13 protein-coding genes are annotated in these 17,428 nt (G+C 67.6%); 11 read left to right on the top strand and 2 right to left on the bottom strand.

Features of this window, described 5'->3' with window-relative positions; genetic code table 11:
* Nucleotides 1-161: 161 nt before the first annotated feature.
* Together IB268_RS11815 and IB268_RS11810 are read left to right on the top strand one after the other, a co-directional pair.
* A complete protein-coding gene (locus tag IB268_RS11815) occupies nt 162-3,203 on the top strand; it encodes a hybrid sensor histidine kinase/response regulator (protein ID WP_225591360.1) in 3,042 nt (1,013 codons plus the stop codon).
* A gap of 134 nt (nt 3,204-3,337) precedes the next feature.
* Nucleotides 3,338-4,036 (top strand): response regulator transcription factor, encoded by a 699-nt coding sequence (locus IB268_RS11810; RefSeq protein WP_192354282.1) that lies wholly within the window; start codon nt 3,338-3,340, stop codon nt 4,034-4,036.
* A 20-nt stretch (nt 4,037-4,056) separates the two neighbouring features.
* Here IB268_RS11810 and IB268_RS11805 read toward each other — a convergent pair whose 3' ends face one another.
* Nucleotides 4,057-4,767, bottom strand: a complete 711-nt coding sequence (locus IB268_RS11805) for a response regulator transcription factor (protein ID WP_175180924.1) — start codon at nt 4,765-4,767, stop codon at nt 4,057-4,059.
* A gap of 117 nt (nt 4,768-4,884) precedes the next feature.
* Nucleotides 4,885-5,241: a hypothetical protein gene (locus IB268_RS11800; protein ID WP_192354281.1), complete on the bottom strand. Its 357-nt coding sequence runs from the start codon at nt 5,239-5,241 to the stop codon at nt 4,885-4,887.
* A 525-nt stretch (nt 5,242-5,766) separates the two neighbouring features.
* Between IB268_RS11800 and IB268_RS11795 the strand changes: the two genes are divergently transcribed.
* The 9 genes from IB268_RS11795 to IB268_RS11755 all read left to right on the top strand — a co-directional run bounded on the left by IB268_RS11795 (nt 5,767) and on the right by IB268_RS11755 (nt 17,427).
* Entirely contained in the window at nt 5,767-8,793 is a 3,027-nt protein-coding gene (locus IB268_RS11795) for a sensor histidine kinase (RefSeq protein ID WP_192354280.1), read from the top strand.
* A 120-nt stretch (nt 8,794-8,913) separates the two neighbouring features.
* Nucleotides 8,914-9,933: a histone deacetylase family protein gene (locus IB268_RS11790; RefSeq protein ID WP_119451495.1), complete on the top strand. Its 1,020-nt coding sequence runs from the start codon at nt 8,914-8,916 to the stop codon at nt 9,931-9,933.
* 261 nt (nt 9,934-10,194) lie between these two features.
* Complete coding sequence (locus IB268_RS11785) at nt 10,195-10,929, top strand: FadR/GntR family transcriptional regulator (RefSeq protein WP_054454472.1); 735 nt, start codon at nt 10,195-10,197, stop codon at nt 10,927-10,929.
* Between the two features lie 178 nt (nt 10,930-11,107).
* On the top strand, nt 11,108-12,613 hold the full coding sequence (locus IB268_RS11780) for an ABC transporter substrate-binding protein (RefSeq protein WP_054454475.1): 1,506 nt from the start codon (nt 11,108-11,110) through the stop codon (nt 12,611-12,613).
* An 85-nt stretch (nt 12,614-12,698) separates the two neighbouring features.
* On the top strand, nt 12,699-13,616 hold the full coding sequence (locus tag IB268_RS11775) for an ABC transporter permease (protein ID WP_119451496.1): 918 nt from the start codon (nt 12,699-12,701) through the stop codon (nt 13,614-13,616).
* Nucleotides 13,613-14,482, top strand: coding sequence for an ABC transporter permease (locus IB268_RS11770; RefSeq protein WP_192354279.1), 870 nt, complete (start codon nt 13,613-13,615; stop codon nt 14,480-14,482). The genes IB268_RS11775 and IB268_RS11770 overlap by 4 nt, the downstream gene beginning before the upstream one ends.
* A 4-nt stretch (nt 14,483-14,486) precedes the next feature.
* Complete coding sequence (locus tag IB268_RS11765; RefSeq protein WP_192354278.1) at nt 14,487-15,485, top strand: ABC transporter ATP-binding protein; 999 nt, start codon at nt 14,487-14,489, stop codon at nt 15,483-15,485.
* Nucleotides 15,482-16,294: an ATP-binding cassette domain-containing protein gene (locus IB268_RS11760; protein ID WP_192354277.1), complete on the top strand. Its 813-nt coding sequence runs from the start codon at nt 15,482-15,484 to the stop codon at nt 16,292-16,294. Before IB268_RS11765 ends, IB268_RS11760 begins: the two co-directional genes overlap by 4 nt.
* Nucleotides 16,291-17,427, top strand: coding sequence for a YncE family protein (locus IB268_RS11755; RefSeq protein ID WP_192354276.1), 1,137 nt, complete (start codon nt 16,291-16,293; stop codon nt 17,425-17,427). Before IB268_RS11760 ends, IB268_RS11755 begins: the two co-directional genes overlap by 4 nt.
* Nucleotide 17,428 lies beyond the last annotated feature (1 nt).

The raw sequence follows: 17,428 nt of genomic DNA, 5'->3' as shown, positions 1-17,428 counted from the left end.
GCGGCGAGGCGCCTGCGGGCGGAAGGCCAGGCAGCGAACTGCCGACGAATTCATTGTTCCACCCGCCGCCGGGAACGGAAATCAGCCGAGTCCTATATTGCCGGTTCCGGCCTGTTTGGCTCTATCATGGCGTCACCCATTCCGGCGGAGCCGAACCCAGCATGGCCGCGCAGATCCAAGACGCCCCTGAGCCCGAGACCGCCGGCCGGCCGTCGCGCAGCGCCATCAGCATCCTGAACCGCTATCAACGGGCGCTGCTATATGTGGGTGGCGCCGTCACAACCTTGGTCCTGCTGACAGTCGCTGGCGTCATGCTGTTCGCGCAAGCCAAGGATTACGTCGCGGAACGCTATGCCGGCTTCGTGGTGCGCAAAGCGCTGTTGCAGACGGCGCTGGGCGTGCGCGAGGGCGCATTCCGCATCGGTCTTTCGCACGAGGAGTACGCCTGGCCCGCACGCGTGTCGTCCGCGGCCCCCGACCTGGTGCAGACTTTCGCGCGCCTGCAAGGGCGCATGGAATTCCAGCGCAACCCCAACTTTCCTCCGGTGGTGGCCCTGGCCGACATCGAACCCGGCCGGCCCGCCGCCGCCTACCTGCCCTATCTGCATCTGACCGACGAGATCAGCTATTCCGCTGCGGCCTACGCCAAGGCGCTTTCGGTCAGCGGCTTCTTCTACAGCCCCGACCGCGGCTTCCTCGGCGTGGGTCCCATGTCCGACACCGTGGATCCGCTGGCGCTGGTGGGCGCGAAAGACGTCGCGGAACTGATCCGGACGATCGCCCCCGACCTGGGCGACCTGGAATCGCCCGAGATCCAGCAGCGCCTGATGGCGGCAGGCGGACCGCGCTGGCTGCCGCCCGCCGTCGATCCCTTGACGCGCAAGCTGTCCCTGCGGCTGTACCAGGCCGCAAGCAGCCAGGGCCGCATATTCGCCATCTTTGTTGCCATCTATCCTGCCGATACGCTGAACGCCTATCTGACGACAACGCGCTACGAAGAGGCAGCCCTGATCGTCGACCAGGACGGGCGCCAGCTCCTGCCTGTGGCCATGGAAGAGCAAGACGCGAAGATCGCTGCCAGGATGCTGGACGCAACGCGATCGGATCCGGTCGCGCCGTCGGAGGTGCGTTACCGCGACGGCCTGTTCATCCTCGGCGACCAGGTTTCCGAATCCGGCTGGCGCCTGACCTACGCCTTTTCCTGGCGCACCATAGTCGCCGACCTATGGCCCAGGCTGGCCGGCTACGCGCTCGCGACGCTGCTGATGGTGACGTTCGTCTGGGCGGTACTGCTGCTGCTCGACCGCAAGGTCTTCAAGCCCGGCTATGCCCGCTCACAGCGCATATTCGAAAGCGAGAACCTGAACCGCACCATGGTCGCCACCGCGCCCTCGGGCCTTGCGCTGCTGTCGCTGAACACGGGCGAAGTGCTGTTGCAGAACGAGGTCATGCAGGATTATGCCGCCAGCGCAGCGCCCGGCAGCCCGCCCTTGCATGCGCGTCTGCTCGCCCTGTATGGCGGCGCTTCGGACGCCGCCGGCTGGCACGCCGAGCTGGAACTGGCCCATCCACGCATCGGCGGCAGCCACAGCGATCTGCTGGTGAACGCGGTGCGGACCAAGTACCAGGGCGTGGACGTGCTGCTGTGCAACTTCACCGACATCACGGCCCGCAAGCAACTTGAACAGAAACTGGACGAAGCCCGCGTCGCCGCCGACACCGCGAATCAGGCCAAATCCGCCTTCCTGGCCACCATGAGCCACGAAATCCGCACGCCGCTGAACGCCATCCTGGGCAATCTCGAACTGCTCGAGCGCTCTGGCCTGCAGCCCGCCCAGAGCGAGCGCCTGCGGGCGGTGACGTCCTCCTCGGCCACGCTGCTGGAGATCATCAACGACATTCTGGATTTCTCCAAGGTCGAATCCGGCCAGATGAGCGTCGAGTCGATTCCTTTCGACCTCGCGGAAGCCGCCCGGCAAGTCGTCGCCGTTTTCACGCCGGCCGCTCAAGCCAAGGGCCTGGAGCTGGATTGCAGCATAGACGACGGCTTGGCGCCCCGCTATCTGGGCGACCCCACGCGCATCCGCCAGATCATGTTCAACCTGGTCGGCAACGCCATCAAATTCACATCCCACGGCGATGTGCTTCTTGAGGTCTACCGCCAGGACGACGATGCGCCCGACACCCCTATCGTGATCGGCGTCAGCGACACGGGCATCGGCATGACCCCGGCGCAGCAAGCCGTGCTGTTCCGGCCGTTCACCCAGGCGGATTCCTCCATCGCCCGGCGCTACGGCGGCACGGGGCTGGGCCTGGCGCTATGCGGCCGGCTGGCCACGCTCATGCACGGCAGCATAGCCGTCACCAGCAAGCCGCAGGAAGGCAGCACCTTCCTCGTCACGCTCCCCTTGCCCCCCGCACCCGCCGAGGCCCCGGATGCCGCAGTTCCGGCGAGCACGGCGCCGCTGGAACCGGAGCAGCCGCTTGCCGCCCGCATCCTGGTGATCGATGACAACCCCGCCAACCGCGAGCTCATGAAAATACAGCTGGAGACCCTGGGCTATCAGGCGGACCTGGCGGCGGATGGCAGCGCGGCCTTGGCGCGCTTCATGGAACAGGCCTACGGCCTGGTCATCACCGACGTGAACATGCCCGGCATGGACGGCTATGCCTTGGCCCGCTGCCTGCGCGCGCAAGGCGCGCAAGTGCCCATCATCGCCTACACCGCCCACGTCGGCGCGCAGGAGCACCAGCAATGCCGCGACGCCGGCATCGACACGGTGCTGGTCAAACCCCTGCTGCTGGACAAGCTGGATGCCGCCATCCGGCGCCTGCTGCGCGGCGCCCCGGCGCCTGCCCCGCGCCCGCGCGCCCGGGACGAGATCGCACAAGGCCCGCTGCCTGCGCGAGTCCATGAGGCACTGACGCGCTCGCTGCACCAGTCGCTCGCAGCCATCCGCAAGGAACTCGCGGCGATCCGGACCGGCAATGCGCCCGCCGAGTCCGAGGCGGGAGCGCATCTGCACTCGCTGCGCGGGGCCTACGCCATGATTCACGAAACGGCGCTGGCAGACCGGTGCGCACAGATGGAAGACCTGGCGCGCAACCGGCGCACCGATGCCTTGGCTGAGGCCTTGGACGTGTTCGAACCCATGGCGCTGGCAGCCCTCGCAGGGCGCCACCCCCGCGACGCCGAAAAATAGGCTTAGTCCTATCCGAACCGGGCCTGCAATCGGACTCGGCTGCTTATCCGCCAGACCACGCGCCTCTACAGTCTGTCCTGCGCCGCCTCGCCGCGCCTGGCCGCCTCGCCAGCCTGGTCCCACCCTGTTCCATCATGAAGCCTCTGAATCTACGCGTCGTGCTCGCCGACGACCATCCCGCCGTGCGCGCCGGCGTGCAACACACGCTCGCATCCAGCAGCACCGTATCCGTGATCGGCGCGGCCCGCGACTCCACCGAGCTGATGGAGATGCTGAGCCGGCATCCGTGCGAGGTGCTGATCTCCGACTATTCCATGCCGGGCGGCCATTTCGGCGACGGCATCACCCTGTTCGGCCTGATCCGCCAGCGCTACCCCGGCCTGAAGATCGTCGTGCTGACCATGCTGGAAAGCCCCGGCATCGTGCATTCGCTATTGAACCTGGGCATTCCCGCCGTCCTCAGCAAGTCCGATTCGTTGAATCATCTGTTGCCCGCGATACATGGCGCCCATGCCAACGGCCGCTATCTTTCGCCGCGGATCGCCGATCTGGCCAATGCGCTGGACCGCGGCGACTATGGGATCCACATGCTGACCCGGCGCGAGCTGGAAGTGGTGCGCCTGTTCGTATCCGGCCTGACAATCAACGAAATCGCCGAGCGCCTGCATCGCAGCAAGAAGACCATCAGTACGCAGAAAGGCACCGCCATGCTAAAGCTGGGGTTGGAGCGCGACATTGAACTGCTGCGCTACGGCATCGAATCGGGACTGGTCAGCGCCAATCCGTCGGGAAGCCCGGCAGGCGCAATGGACCAAGCGCCTGCATCGTCATAAGCCGGGGCAAGCGGCCGGCCTCAACCCTGCGCGCCTTCCGCCGGCTCCTGCACTGGGGACGCGGAGTCCGCGGCCAGCGTGGCTGTCAGGCCGTTCTCCATCGCATACCGGAACAGGTCGACCTCACGTTCGATGCCGAGCTTTTCCATGGCCTTGGCCTTCTGGGTGCTGATGGTCTTCTTGCTGCGATGCAGGCGCTCGGCGATTTCATTGATCGTCAGGCCCGAGGCATACAGCCGCACGACCTCGGATTCGCGCTGGCTCAACACGCTTTCTGGATTGCGTCCCCGCCGGTTCCAGTCTATGCCCTGGATTACCTTGTTGGCGCTGGGCGAATAGTACTTGCCGCCGGTATGCGCGGCGTGGATGGCGGGTATCAAGTGCGCCAGCGCGTCAGACTTGCTGACGATGCCGCCTATGCCCAGCGTGACCAGCGTGTGCAGGACCGCCGCGTTGTCCAGCATGGTCAGGACCACCAGCTTCAGTTGCGGATAGCGCCGTTGCAACAAGCCGAACAGCGATGCTCCATCGCCGAAATCGCCCGCGGGCATGGAGTAGTCGGATACCACCACGTCGCAGGGCGTACGGTCCAGCAATGCGACCAGCTCGGTGGAGTTGGCGGCCGCGCCCACCAGCGCAATCGTGGGCACTTCGGCCAGCGCGTGCTGTACGCCCGCGACCATGCCGGGATGGTCATCCGCCAGCATCACCTTGATCTTGAATTCGTCCATGTCCGACCCTCTGGTCCGGCGCGCTGCCGGGGCGCTGCATTGTATTCGCCCTAATGGCGTCAGCGAATATTGAAAGGCGGAGCCCGCCCGACCACGGCGGGCTCCGCCAGCCGCCGGCTAGTCGTAGGCCAGCATGACGACCGCCTTGGCGGGCCCGGCCGGCGGATGCGTTCGGCTTGCGGTCAAGGCCAGCGCGCCGCCGCCCGCGGGCAGATGGCAGGTCGCGGCCTGCTGCTTGCCCATGCCTGCGCAAGCCAGGGCATATGACGATGCGTCCAGACTGACGAGGCTGACGGTCGCGCTGCTGCGCTCGACGCGCGCGCCCTGGAACTGCATGGCGGCGCCTGCCGCCGTCGGCGCCAGCGTGCGCGTATATGAAGCTGCGGAAATGCCGCCGGTGAACGAGACCATCCCTCCGGCGGCATGCGCCGCCCAGGGCATCACGCCCGCCGCCAACACGCTTGCCATGACCATACGAACAGAAATCCTCGCAGGATGCCTCATGTCAACTCCTCAACAAATGCGGCAAGGGCGCCGCATATTCTTCATTCATGACCGGATAACGACTGCCAGGTCTCGGAATTGAGAGCGCGGAGCCGCCGCCCCGGCCGTGGCACAACAGCCTCTTGCGCGGCGGCAAGTCTGGAAGCGCGAAGCGTGGCCTGCAGGCCACCTCGAAGCCGGCCTTGACGCCGGGCAAACAGGCGGTGCGGGCTTGAGCGGAACAGGCGGTTCGCTGCGGTGCGATGGAGTTGCGTTGCGCGCTCCGAGCCTGAGCCGGCGTAGCCGTCCGCGCCCTGCCCGCAGTCCTGTCCAGGGGCGAATTCATCAGCCGTGTCCTAGTTCGTAAGCCATTGATATAGGACGAATCCGAATACTGGAAAACAAATGCAAATATAGCCCTGAAAATGGATAGCAAGCGGGAATTTCATGGGATTCTTCGCTTCTGCATCGCGCGCGCCACACATCCGCGCGCGCAGTCCCAACCGATACACCGATATGCCGAATACCACCGCCACGGCCAGCCTTGGCGATCCTCAAAACCTGCTCAGCGCTGGTGCGCGACATGCCAGGGAACTCAGCCTCCTCGCCCGCTATCACTCCGTGATGCTGTTCGGAGGCGGCATCGTGCTGTCCGTCCTGATCGTGGTCGCGGCGTGCCTGGTGCTTTATCACTCCGCGCATGCCGCCATCTCCAGGCTGCACACGGAACTCGTCGCGCACCAGTCCCAGGTGGCGCTGGACCTCGAAGGCAAGCAGACGGCCATGCGGCGCGGCGTCATCCATGCGGAGCTGCTCTGGCAGGCGCGCCCCGCGCCCACGCCCGAAACCGAGGCGGCTTTCCGCGCTGGCGGCGGCCACGCGCGGCTGCAGGTCGGCGCGGGCCTGCCATCCATTCTGGCGGCCGGCAGCGTCACGGCCGCCTCGCCCCCGACCAGCTACGCCCGCTACCTGGGCATGACGGAACTGCAGGCGTTCACCGCGACGGCCAGCGAGCGCGAAAGAAAGCTGCCGCTGACGGCTTACGGCTACAGTCCGGACCTGAGTTTCCTGGCCCTGATGCCCGCGCCCTCCACGCCCTATGCGCAGTTGCTCGAGCACCTGGGCGCGGCGGACACCGCCGGTCTCATCGGCCAACTGTCCTATGACCTCGGCATGCTGTCCGATCCCGCCGTGGCCAAACAATGGGAGACCAGCCGGCGCATCCTCTGGCAGCCGCCCGCAATCAATCCGCTGACGGGCCAAAACGTGATCAAGCTGGTCGAACCCGCGTTCGACGGGCCCCAGCCGTTCATGATCTTCGTCAGCGACTACCCCGTCAGCGCCCTGGCAGCCCGCCTGGATGACATCCCCGCGGGCACCGCCGTGGCGCTGGTCGACGGCAATGGCGGCATCCTGCTCGAGTCCGACCGCGCGCAATCCGCCGCAGGCCTGGATACGCCCAGCCGGATCGCGCTGGCGTCGCATCCGTGGAAGCAGGCGGCGCAAGAACCCCTGACGCGCTATCAGGACGGCGTGTTCAGCGTCGGCGCGCGGTTGCTCGATACCGGTTGGACCCTGGTGTATGCCTATTCCTGGCGCACCGTCGCGGCTGCGCTTCTGCCCAGCCTCACGCTATACCTGACCGTAACCGTGCTGCTGCTCGGGACGCTCTGGGCGCTCTTGCTGTGGTTCAGCCGCAAGGCCCTGGCCCCCGTGTACCGCCGTTCGCAGCATGTGTTTGAAAGCGAGCACATGAACCGCTCCATCATCGCATCGGCGCAGTTCGGCGTGGGACTGGTGTCCTGCGCAAGCGGCGAGGCGCTGCTGCAAAACGCGATGATGCAGCGTTACGCTGCCCGCGCCGCGCCAGGCGTGTCGCTGCATGCCTTGCTGCGTGACTGCCACGCCCGCGGCGACCGCGAGGCCTGGCTGCAGCGCGACCGCGAACTTACCCTGACGCTGGACGATGGCCGCGAATGCGAACTGCTGGTCAACATCGTCAAGACCCGCTATCACGGCGATGACGTGCTGCTGTGCAGCTTCTCGGACGCCACGGCCCGCAAGGACATCGAAAAGAAGCGCGAGGACGCGCGCATCGCCGCGATCGATGCAGCGCGGGCAAAGTCCGTCTTCCTGGCCAGCATGAGCCACGAGATCCGCACTCCCCTGAGCCTGGTCCTGGGCCACCTGGAACTGCTGGACCGGGATCCGGCCGCCGCCGGCCAGGGCGGGCGTCTGCGCACCGTCCGCAACGCTTCGCGCGCACTGGTCGATCTCATCAACGACATTCTGGACGTGTCGCGCATGGAGTCGGGGCAGATGACGGTCGAGCGCATACCGTTCGACCTGCCGCAGCTTGTCGCCCAGGTCGTCGCGATGTTCAAGCCCGCCGCGCTCGCCAAGGGAGTGCAACTGTCCGCCACTGTCGGCAGCGAGGTGGCCCAGATCTATGCCGGCGACCCGACGCGGATACGCCAGGTTCTGGTCAATCTGGTCGGCAATGCCCTCAAGTTCACCGACGCGGGCGCAGTGGAAATCACGGTCGAGCCTGCGCGCGACCCTGCGCTGGCGGATTCCATGCTCATGCGCGTGCGCGACACAGGCATCGGGATGACGCCCGAACAGGCGGATCGCGTGTTCACGCTGTACGCGCAGACCGACAGCTCGATAAACCGCCGCTACGGCGGCTCCGGGCTGGGCCTGCCGATCAGCAAGAAGCTGGTGGAAATGATGGACGGCACGATCGCCGTCGCCTGCCCCGCCGACGGGGGCGCCATATTCACGGTGACGCTGCCCTTGCATCCCTGCGCGCAAACGCTGAACGCTGCGCCGTCCGCATACGACCCCGCAACGCCTGCGCCCGACGCCCTGCCTCAGGACATCCGCGTGCTGGTGGTCGACGACCATCCGGCCAACCGCGAACTGATCCTGGACCAGCTGGCCGCCCTGGGCGTCGCGGCAGACGCGGCGGAAGGAGCGGCGGCGGCGATGCGCTGCGTGAAGATGCGCCGCTACGACATGGTGCTGACGGACATCTCCATGCCCGAGATCAACGGTTATGCGCTGGCGCAGTTCCTGCGCGAACGCGGCCCCAGGCTGCCGGTCGTCGCGGTCACGGCGCACGTGGAGCCGGACGAACTGCACAACAGTCAGGCGGACTTCGACGCGGTGCTGCTCAAGCCCATGTCGCTGCGTACGCTACGGCGCGTCATAAGCGAGCACATTCCGCGGGCGCGGCTGAATGAAGAGCCCGCGGGGCTTGCCGAGCCGGCGGCGTTGCCGCCGGATCCCGCCGTCCTGGCGGCGCTGGACTCCAGCCTGGGCTTCTCGCTGGCGGCCATCCGCGACGCGCTGGCGCGAGCGGACTTTCAAGGCGTGCGCGAACAATGCCATTCGATCCGCGGCGCGTTCGCCATGATAGGAAAGACCGCCGTGGCCGACCTCTGCATGCAGATGGGGCAGTATGCGGCAGCCCAGGACCGCGGCAAGCTCCATGAGCGCCTGGTAAGTCTGGAGACCGCCGCGCGCGCCGCCTTGCGCTGAATCCTGGGTGTTGCCAATTGTCCTTCGCAGCGCGGCCACGTATAACGTCGTCTTGGCCGCCTGCCCGGGACGACAGACCCGGCCGGCGTCGCGTCAACCCGCAACCAGGTGTCACCCCGCATGAAGGCATACTTCCACGACGACCAGAAACTGCACCATCCGCAGACCTATTTCTCGCGCGGCAAGATGCGCACGCCCCAGGAAGTGCCATCGCGCCTGGACGCGTTGGCCGAGGCCGCGCGCAAGCTGGGCTTTGACGTGCAGGCGCCGCCAGACCAGGGCGCGGGCGCGATCTCGGCGGTCCACACGCTGGACTACCTGCGTTTCCTGCAAGGGGCGCACTCCGCCTGGAAGCAATTGCCCGACGATTGGGGCGACGAGGTCGTCTCCAACGTCTTCGTGCGCCAACCCAACGCCTTGCGCGGCGTGCTGGCCCAGGCCGCGCGTTACCTGGCCGACGGCAGCTGCCCGGTCGGCCAGCACACCTGGCACTCTGCCTACTGGTCGGCGCAATGCGCCATCGCCGGCGCCGATGCGCTGTTGGCGGGCGAGCGCCACGCCTACGCCATCTGCCGTCCGCCCGGACATCACGCGCGGCGCGACGCGGCCGGCGGCTTCTGCTACCTGAACAACGCCGCGATCGCCGCGCAGCGCCTGACCTCGCGCTTTCCGCGCGTGGCGATCCTGGACACCGACATGCACCACGGCCAGGGGATCCAGGAGATCTTCTACGAACGCAGCGACGTCCTGTATGTGTCCATCCACGGCGATCCCGAGAACTTCTATCCCGTCGTCGCGGGCTACGAGGACGAGCGCGGCGCCGGCCCGGGCTACGGCTACAACATCAACCTGCCCATGCCCCATGGCTCGCCGGAATCGGTGTTCTTCGACAAGCTGGGAGAGGCGCGCCGCGCCATCGAACTGTTCCAACCCGACGCCCTGGTGCTGTCGCTGGGCTTCGACATCTTCGAGAAGGACCCGCAGGCCATGGTCGCCGTCAGCGAAAACGGCTTCGAACGCCTGGGCCGGGAAGTCGGCGGCCTGGCGCTGCCCACCCTGATCGTGCAAGAGGGCGGCTATTACATCGAAGGCCTGGAATCGAACGCCTCGCGCTTCTTCGGCGGACTGGCTTCGGGCTGACCCCGCGCGCCGTCGGCGTCCCGCCGCGGACGCCGGTCGCAAGTCCGCTGCCGTGGCGCAAAAGCCGCGCTAGTGGTTTTCCCTAGAAATGGAAAAGCCCGGTTCACAAGCCGGGGCGCCTCCGGTACATTTCGTCCAGTGGCCTGACCACTGGGCCACCAGATATCCAGGCACCCTCGGTGATCGCCCGGGGGGCATGCAAGACAAAGCCCGGGCAGACCCATTACCCTCTACATCCCGACCATTCATCCAAACGCAACAATGACCTCTCTCCAGGCCGTCGCCTCCACCCGCCTCTACCGCATGATTGCCGACCAGATCGCCGCGCGCATCAAGGCGGGCGACTTCCCCGCGGGCGGGCGGCTGCCGGCAGAGCGCGAACTGGCTGAACAGTTGCAGGTCAGCCGCGCCTCGGTGCGCGAGGCGCTGATCGCGCTGGAAATCGAAGGCTATGTGGAAGTGCGCGTAGGCACGGGCGTGTTCGTGAACCCGGCGCGCGAAGACGGCCAGTACCTGTCGCCGCAGCAGGCGCCGGTTGCCGCCAACGGCGTCGAAGCCACCGACATCGGCCCCTTCGACCTGCTGGAAACCCGTTTGCTGCTGGAACCCGAGTGCGCAGCCCTGGCGGCGCAAAAGGCATCGCCCGCCCAGATCGCGGCGATCCGCGCCGCGCACGAAGGCATGTCCCTGACCGAATCGCCAAGCGTGCACGACCGCGCCTTCCACAGCGCGATCGGCGCGGCCTGCGGCAACGCCGCCCTGGCGGCGGCAATTTCCCATATCTGGCACCTCAGCACGCTGAGTCCCGTATTCAACCGTCTTGAAGAGCACTTCGTGACCACCAAGGTGTGGAGCGAAGCCCAGCAGGAACACGAACGCATCCTCGCGGCCATTTCCGACCGCGATCCCATCCGCGCGCGCCACGCCATGCACGACCACCTGGTCGGCATCCTGGCCCGCCTGCGGGAAGACTTCGGCAGCGCTGGGATCCGATGATTTGATGAACGCCTGAACCCCGGCCTGAACGCCAGGCCCCTCCCCTTACCGACAGAACAAGCACCGCCGGCGCAGAACGCGCCGCCTGCGGCAAGGGGAGCGGCTTGCCCGCCGATACGCAAACAGCAGTTCCGCAGTACCCGTAAGTCCCATACCTAAAACACATCAAGGTGAAAACATGCAGCTGACCCGTACCGTGAAGCTTTTGAGCGCGGCGCTATTGGCGCTTGGCGCCCATGCCGCCCAGGCCAACAAGGCTGACAACTCCCTCAACATCGCGTTCGACGCGGCGCCCGCCACGCTGGACGCCTACAAGGAATCGGACCGTCCCGGCCTGGCGCTGGCGCGCATGGTGTTCTCGGGACTGCTGCAGAAGAACCAGGACACGGGCGAATTCGGTCCGGCCATCGCCACCGGCTACAAGTTCGTGGACGACACCACGATCGAACTGCCCATCCGCAAGGACGTGAAGTTCCATGACGGCTCGTTGCTCACCATCGACGACGTGCTGTACACCCTGAACCTGGTGTCATCCGAAGGCTACAAGGCGCGCTTCCAGAACCAGGTGGCCTGGATCGCCAAGGCCGAAAAGGCCTCCGACGATACCGTCCGCATCAAGATGAAGACGCCGTACCCGCTGGCGCTGGAAATGCTGTCGGAAAACCTGCCGATCTATCCGCGCAAGTACTACGAGGCCAACCAGTCCGACATGGGCGCCAAGCCCATCGGCACCGGCCCCTACCGCCTGGTGGAAAGCCAGCCCGGCAGCCGCTACGTGTACGAGCGCTTCGAGGACTACTTCGGCCCCAAGCCCGCCGTGCAGAAGCTGGTGGTGCGCGTGCTGCCGGACGCCAATACCCAATACGCCGAGATGTTGTCCGGCGGCCTGGACTGGATCTGGCGCGTGCCGCCGGACGTGGCCAAGCGCATGGAAAAGCAGCCGGCCGTCACGGTCAAGAGCAGCAGCATCATGCGCATCAGCTACATCTCGCTGAACCCGCGCGCTGACGACGGCAAGTCGCCGCTGGCCAAGCAGGAAGTGCGCCAGGCCATCAACTACGCCATCGACCGCGAAGCCATCCGCAAGGCCCTGGTAGGCGGCGCCTCCAAGGTGATCAACGCGGCCTGCAACCCGGCGCAGTTCGGCTGCGCCGCCGACGTGCAGTCCTACAAGTTCGATCCGGCCCGCGCCAAGCAGCTGCTGGCCCAGGCCGGCTACCCCAACGGCGTGACGCTGGACCTGGTGATCTCTGCCCCGCCGCGCGCCATCCTGGACGCCGCCGCCGCGCAGATGGCGCAGGCCGGCATCAAGCTGAACCTGGTCGAACAGCAGTACGGCACCGCCATGACCAACTGGCGCGAAGGCAAGATCGCCATGCTGTCGTCCAACTGGGGCTCCTACGGCATCGCCGACGCGGCGCTGTCGACCAGCAACTTCTTCCGCGGCGGTCCGGACGACCAGGCGCGCAACCCGGAAGTCATCAAGTACCTGGAAACCGCCGACACCTCCGTGGACCGCGAGCTGCGCGCCAAGAACTACGCCGCCGCCCAGAAGATCGTGGCCGAACAGGCCTACTGGGTGCCGCTGTGGAACCACTCGCTCAACGCCGTGCAGTCCAAGGACCTGAACTTCTCGGTCGACGGCGACGAGTTCCCGCGTTTCTACAAGGCCCGCTGGAACTGACCGGCGCCGCCGGCGCGGCCCCGTTCCCACGCCCGGCCGGGCGGGAGCGGCGGCCTCTCCGGCGCATTCCGTCATAGGTAGCCCCATGATTGCATTCCTGTTCCGCCGCCTGATTGTGTCCGCGCTGCTGGTGGTGTTCGTCTCGCTGATCAGCTTCTCGCTGGTGTTCGCTTCCGGCAACCCGGCGGCGCGCCTGGCCGGTGAAGGCAGCGCCGCCGACGCGGCCCGCCTGGCGCAGCTGCACGGCTTCAACGACCCCATCCTGGTCCAGTACGGCCGCTGGCTGGGCGGCGTCGCCCGCGGCGACTTCGGCGACAGCCTGTACTTCAGCCGCCCGGTGGCCGAACTGCTGACCCAGCATTTCCCCGCCACCGCCAAGCTGGGCCTGGCCGCCATGCTGTTCGCGCTGCTGCTGGCGATACCGCTGGGCGTGGTCGCCGGACTGCGCCGCGGCTCGCTGATCGACCGCGCCACCATGCTGCTGTCGGCCTGCGCCCAGGCCATGCCGCCGTTCTGCCTGGCCTTCCTGCTCATCATCCTTTTCAGCGTGCGCAACCAATGGCTGCCGGCCTCGGGCTTTGACAGCTGGAAGCACTACGTGATGCCGGTGACCGCGCTGGGGCTGTTCGCCATGCCGGCAATGCTGCGGCTGATGAAATCCGAAATGGAAACCGTGCTGGCCACCGACTACATCCGGACTGCGCGGGCCATGGGCCTGGGCGGCCCGAGCGTGGTGCTCAAGTACGCGCTGCGCAACGCCTTGCGGCCGCTGGTGTCGCTGGCCGCGGCCCAGATGGGCACGCTGCTGGCCGGTTCCGTCGTCATCGAGACCGTGTTCGCCATCAACGGCGCGGGTCTCCTGGCCTGGACCTCGATCCTGCGCGGCGACTTTCCCACGATGCAGGCGCTGATCCTGATCTTCGCCCTGATCTACATCGTCCTGACCCTGGTCGCCGACCTGATCAACGGTTGGCTCGACCCCCGCGTGCGAGTTTCCTCATGAGCAGCGTCATCGCCTCCTCCTTTCCCGTCCGCTCCCGCGGCGCACGCGCGGCCCGCCTGGGCCGCAACCTGGGCCTGGCCGTGCTGGCGCTGCTGGTGCTGGCCGGCCTGCTGGGCCCCTACCTCGTCCCGCACGACCCGTACACGCAGGACCTGCTGGCGCGGCTGCAAGAGCCCGTCTGGGGCGAAGACGGCAGCTGGAACCATATCCTCGGCACCGACCAGCTGGGCCGCGACGTGCTGGCGCGCGCGCTGTACGGCGTGCGCGTGTCGGCGCTGATCGGCCTGTCGGTCGCGCTGATGGGCGGGCTGATCGGCACCATGCTGGGCGTGGCCGCCGGCTACTTCGGCGGCGCGGTGGATCGCGCCGTGTCCTTCCTGATCACCGCGCGCCTGGCGCTGCCCATCATCCTGGTGGCGCTGGCGGTGGTGTCGGTGGTGGGCGCCTCGCTCACCGTGGTGGTGCTGGTGCTGGGCCTGTTGCTGTGGGAACGCTATGCGCTGGTGGCCCGCACCATGGCGGCCGGCCTGCGCAACGCCGAGTTCGTCACGGCCTCGCGCCTGCAGGGCTGCACCCATCTGCAGATCATCTGGCGCGACATCCTGCCCAACCTGGTGGGCAACCTGCTCATCATCGGCACCGTGGACGCCGCCATGGTGATCACGCTGGAAGCGTCGCTGTCGTTCCTGGGCCTGGGCGTGCCGGCGCCGATGCCGTCGCTGGGCCTGATGATCGCCGAAGGCAAGGAGAACATGCTGTTCCAGCCCTCGCTGGTGGTGATCCCCAGCGTGGTGCTGTTCGTGCTGGTGTTGTGCGTGAACCGCGCGGGCGAATCGCTGCGTGCCGTGCAAATGAAGAAGGGCTGACCCCATGACCGATACCAGCCATCCCCTGCTGCGGGTCCAGGATCTGCACATCGACATCCAGACGCCCACCCACGTCAAGCACGTGGTGCGCGCGGTGGACTTCAGCCTGGAGCGCGGCAAGACACTGTGCATCGTGGGCGAATCGGGTTGCGGCAAATCGTTGACCGCGCTGGCGCTGCTGGACCTGCTGCCGGCGGCCGCGCGCCGCCGCGTGGCGAAGCTGGAGTTCGCCGGCCAGGACTTGGCGGCGCTCACGCCCGCCGAACTGGCGCAGCTGCGCGGCGCGCGCATCGCCATGATCTTCCAGGATCCGATGACCTCGCTGAACCCGGTGTTCCCCATCGGCACCCAGCTGGTCGACGTGCTGCGCCGGCACAAGCGTGTCAGCCGGCGCGCGGCTGAAGAACGCGCGGAGTACCTGCTGCGCCGCGTCGGCATCGCCAATCCCCGCGACCGCATGCGGCAGTATCCCTTTGAACTTTCGGGCGGACTGCGCCAGCGCGTCATGATCGCAATGGCGCTCATGTGCGGTCCCGGGCTGCTGATCGCCGACGAACCCACCACCGCGCTGGACGTCACCGTGCAGGCCGAGCTGCTGGACCTGCTGCGCGACATCCAGGCCGAGTTCGGTCTGGGCATGGTGTTCATCTCCCATGACATGGGCCTGGTGGCGCGCATCGCCGACCATGTCATCGTCATGTACGCGGGCGACATCGTCGAAGGCGGCAGCGTGCGCGAAGTGCTGGAGCAACCCAGCCATCCCTATACCGCGATGCTGCTGAACTGCATCCCCCAGCCCGGACGCACCGCGCCGCGCGCCGACCTGCCCACCATCGCCGGCGCCGTCCCCTCGCTGGACACCGCCATCCGCGGCTGCGCCTTCCGCGAGCGCTGCCCGGCGGCCGAAGCCCGCTGTGCCCAGCCCTTCCCCGCGCGCGTGCAGGGCGGACACCGCTGCCTGTGCATCAAACCCGGCGCCTTGCGCCTAGGAGCCACGGCATGAGCAGCCCGACCGCCACTTCCGCCAGCATCAGCCTGAACGCGCTGTGCTTCCAGTATGGCCGCGCCGGCCTGTTCTCGCGCCGGCCCGCGCCGCGCATCCTGCATGACATCGACTTGCACGTGCCCGCCGGCCAGACCATCGGCCTGGTGGGCGAATCCGGCAGCGGCAAGTCCACCATCGCCAAGCTGATGCTGGGCCTGTTGGCGCCGACCCAGGGCCAGGCGCTGCTGGACGGCAAGCCGCTGGCCGCGATGCCGGCCCGCGCCCGCGCCCGCCGCATCCAGATGGTGTTTCAGGATCCTTATTCCTCGCTCAACCCGCGCCGCACCATCAGCGAGATCCTGACCGCGCCGCTGCGCACGCATAGCATCGGCAATGCGGCCTCCCAGGCCGCGTCGGTGCGCCGCATGATGGACGCCGTGGGCCTGGTGCCGGCCTTCGCCGCGCGCTATCCGCGCGAGCTGTCCGGCGGCCAGCGCCAGCGCGTGGCCATCGCGCGCGCCTTGATGCTGGAGCCGCAGTTGCTGATCTGCGACGAACCCACTTCGGCGCTGGACGTATCGGTGCAGGCGCAGATCCTGAACCTTTTGATGGAGCTGCAGCGCGAACGCGGCCTGGGCTATCTGTTCATCAGCCACAACCTGGCCGTGGTGCAGCACATTGCCGACGAGATCGTGGTGCTGCAAGGCGGCCGCGTGGTCGAACGCGGTCCTGCCAGCCAGGTTTACTTCGAGCCGGTCCACCCGTACACGCGGCAGCTCATCGGCGCCACCCTGGCGGTACCGCAGGCGCAGGAGCTCGCGGCATGACCACACCCGCCACCCGCCACCTGCTGCTGGTCGGCAACGACCAGAAAGTCACCTGGGACGACGGCCAGATCCGTTTCCTGGCCCCGGGCAATGACAGCCTGTGCGTCTACGACGCCGGCGCGAATCCCGCCGCGCCGGAATTGGTCGCCACCTTGTCCCTGCCCAACTCCCTGTTCGGCCCGCCAGTCAACCTGGCCGTCACGCCCGACCAGCGCCTGGGCCTGATCGCGGATTCGATGGATTGGCCCGCGCGCGCCGACGGCGCCGGCTGGCAGCCCGAGCCGGGCCGCGGCCTGTACGTGATCGACCTGCAAGCCTGCCCGCCCGCCATTGTGCAGCGGCTGGAGGTCGGGTTGCAGCCCTCGGGCCTGTCCATCAACCGCGCCGGCACGCTGGCGCTGGTGGCCAACAAGGCCGGCCGCTCGGTGTCGGTGCTGCGCATCGCGGGCAAGCGCGCCGAGGTCTGCGGCGAAGTGGACGTAGGCACCCCTGTGGTGGCCGTTTCATTTTCCGCGGACGGCCGCCGCGCCTTCGTGGTCAAGACCGACACCCATCGCCTGGGCGTGCTGCGCATCGACGAGAGCGGCGCGGCCCCCATCGTGACCCACGATCCGGCCGAGGATCTGACCACCGGCCTGGTGCCGTTCAACCTGGTGGTGTCGCCCGACGGCGCGCTGGCGCTGGTGGTGGACATGGGCAGCCCGACCGCGTCGGACGGCCACGCGGATTCGGTCAGCGTGGTGGACCTGCGCGCCGATCCGCCGCGCGTGATCGACCGCGTCATGGTCGAGGACGGCCCCGAAGGCATCGCCATCAGTCCCGACGGCCGCCATGCCGCGGTCGCCATCGTCCAAGGTTCCAACAACCCGTCCAGCGTCTGGTTCCACCACCCGCGCGGACAGATCGTATTGCTGCGCATCGACGGGCAGTCCGTGACCCGCGCCGGCGCCATCGAAGTCGGCGCGCTGCCCGAGGGCCTGGCCTTCAGCCCCGACAGCCGCTACCTCTATGTCGGCAATTTCCTCGATGCCGAAATGCAGGTTCTGGCCGTGGGCGACCACGGCCTGAGCGACACCGGCACCCGCATCGCCCTGCCCGGACGGCCCGCTTCGATGCGCGCCCAATCCTACTGAC

The sequence above is a fragment of the Achromobacter sp. ACM01 genome (assembly GCF_014851745.1).
Classification (GTDB): domain Bacteria; phylum Pseudomonadota; class Gammaproteobacteria; order Burkholderiales; family Burkholderiaceae_B; genus Achromobacter; species Achromobacter aegrifaciens.
Note: the sequence above shows the minus strand (reverse complement) of the source record. Positions and strands in the feature narration are given on the sequence as shown.

Excerpts from the sequence above, each read along its gene's own strand:
- IB268_RS11815 (WP_225591360.1), top strand. The coding sequence starts at position 162 with ATGGCCGCGCAGATCCAAGACGCCCCTGAGCCCGAGACCGCCGGCCGG.
- IB268_RS11810 (WP_192354282.1), top strand. The coding sequence starts at position 3,338 with ATGAAGCCTCTGAATCTACGCGTCGTGCTCGCCGACGACCATCCCGCC.
- IB268_RS11805 (WP_175180924.1), bottom strand. The coding sequence starts at position 4,767 with ATGGACGAATTCAAGATCAAGGTGATGCTGGCGGATGACCATCCCGGC.
- IB268_RS11800 (WP_192354281.1), bottom strand. The coding sequence starts at position 5,241 with ATGGTCATGGCAAGCGTGTTGGCGGCGGGCGTGATGCCCTGGGCGGCG.
- IB268_RS11795 (WP_192354280.1), top strand. The coding sequence starts at position 5,767 with ATGCCGAATACCACCGCCACGGCCAGCCTTGGCGATCCTCAAAACCTG.
- IB268_RS11790 (WP_119451495.1), top strand. The coding sequence starts at position 8,914 with ATGAAGGCATACTTCCACGACGACCAGAAACTGCACCATCCGCAGACC.
- IB268_RS11785 (WP_054454472.1), top strand. The coding sequence starts at position 10,195 with ATGACCTCTCTCCAGGCCGTCGCCTCCACCCGCCTCTACCGCATGATT.
- IB268_RS11780 (WP_054454475.1), top strand. The coding sequence starts at position 11,108 with ATGCAGCTGACCCGTACCGTGAAGCTTTTGAGCGCGGCGCTATTGGCG.
- IB268_RS11775 (WP_119451496.1), top strand. The coding sequence starts at position 12,699 with ATGATTGCATTCCTGTTCCGCCGCCTGATTGTGTCCGCGCTGCTGGTG.
- IB268_RS11770 (WP_192354279.1), top strand. The coding sequence starts at position 13,613 with ATGAGCAGCGTCATCGCCTCCTCCTTTCCCGTCCGCTCCCGCGGCGCA.
- IB268_RS11765 (WP_192354278.1), top strand. The coding sequence starts at position 14,487 with ATGACCGATACCAGCCATCCCCTGCTGCGGGTCCAGGATCTGCACATC.
- IB268_RS11760 (WP_192354277.1), top strand. The coding sequence starts at position 15,482 with ATGAGCAGCCCGACCGCCACTTCCGCCAGCATCAGCCTGAACGCGCTG.
- IB268_RS11755 (WP_192354276.1), top strand. The coding sequence starts at position 16,291 with ATGACCACACCCGCCACCCGCCACCTGCTGCTGGTCGGCAACGACCAG.